Genomic DNA, 1224 nt, shown 5'->3' with positions numbered 1-1224 from the left:
CCGACGGGCAGAGTCCGGCCAGCAGCGCAATGCGCTGGCCGGCGCTGCTACGACTGCTTACGGCCGCTTTAGCTGCTCAAGGACCAGCCTCTTTCGCTGCTGACGAGAAAGGGAGCGAGCCAGTCAGGCGACCCCCGAGCGCGGCCCCAAGGGCAAACCCACCGGGAAAATATCTCGTCAATGCATGTAAGGAGCGCCGACTCGCGTAGTTGCTGCGCATGAAGCGCAAGGAGATCACAGAAAACGAGGCGACTGCTCGTCGGTCAGTGCATTGTCGGAGACTCCTCGGCAGCGATTCAAGTCACATCGTCGTCTTCGTCTCGGTCCGCCTCGAGTTGGTCGGCCTCGTCCGACGCCAGCACAGGAAACTCTCCCGCCAGCATTTTGTCCTTGCTGAGCAGGCCGGCCTCCTCGAGCATCTCCATGTCCGGAAGATCGCGCAGCGTCTGCAGGCCGAAGTGCGACAGGAACGCTTTTGTCGTCACGTAGGTGTAGGGGGCCCCTAGCTGCGGGCTGCGCGGCCCGGCAGCGATGAACTCGAGTGCGCGCAGACGGGCGATGGTATCGCGGCTGACCTCCTTGCCGAAGAAGGATGACAATTCGCTGCGATTGATCGGCTGGTAATAGGCGATGCAGGCGAGGATCAGCGCTTCGGTCTGCGACAAAGCCTTGCCATCGTTGCCGGCGCCGATCGCAGCCCGGATTGCCTCGGCGAAGTTTCTTCGGGTGCGGTGCTGCCAGCCGCCGGCGACCGCGACGAGCTCGTAGGGCCGGCCGCGCAGCTCGTCACGGATGTCGTCGATCAGACGGTCGATGCTGCAGTCACGGCCGACGACGCGCGCCAACACCTCGCGCGTCACCGGCGCGGGCGAGGCGAAGATCACCGCCTCGACCCGGCCCATCCATTCGCGCCAGCGCAGCGCCGGCGGCAGGTCGGTGAGCTCGGTGTCGAGGCTCTCTTTCGGTCGCGCGCGCCGTCCCATCTCAGAGCCCGTACAATCGAAAGGTCGGCCGTCCCGTGAGCTCGCGCACCGCACCGAGCGACACCAGCCGCTCGAACAGCCGCCGTGTGCTGCGATCGCTCGCCATCTTGCCGGGGCCGGCGGACTGGGGCGCCGACGACATCCGCACCCGACGCGCCATCGAGAACCTGCCGGTTCTGCGTGGCTATACCGAGACCCGCCACAAGGCAAAGTCCTGGGATCGCGAACGGCGCACTGTCGC

The 1224-nt window shown here is 66.1% G+C and carries 1 protein-coding gene and 1 pseudogene; both read right to left on the bottom strand.

Features of this window, described 5'->3' with window-relative positions; all coding sequences use genetic code 11:
• Positions 1 to 296 precede the first annotated feature (296 nt).
• Entirely contained in the window at positions 297 to 983 is a 687-nt protein-coding gene (locus QJT78_RS51415) for an SMC-Scp complex subunit ScpB (protein ID WP_038946056.1), read from the bottom strand.
• Position 984: 1 nt separating this feature from the next.
• A pseudogene (locus tag QJT78_RS51410) lies at positions 985 to 1092 on the bottom strand (DUF1403 family protein); the annotation flags it as partial.
• Positions 1093 to 1224: the final 132 nt, after the last annotated feature.

The organism is Bradyrhizobium sp. Mp27, from assembly GCF_029953005.1.
GTDB classification, from domain to species: Bacteria; Pseudomonadota; Alphaproteobacteria; order Rhizobiales; family Xanthobacteraceae; genus Bradyrhizobium; species Bradyrhizobium barranii.
Note: the sequence above shows the minus strand (reverse complement) of the source record. Positions and strands in the feature narration are given on the sequence as shown.

Coding starts and splice junctions, on each gene's coding strand:
- QJT78_RS51415 (WP_038946056.1), bottom strand. CDS start 983: ATGGGACGGCGCGCGCGACCGAAAGAGAGCCTCGACACCGAGCTCACC.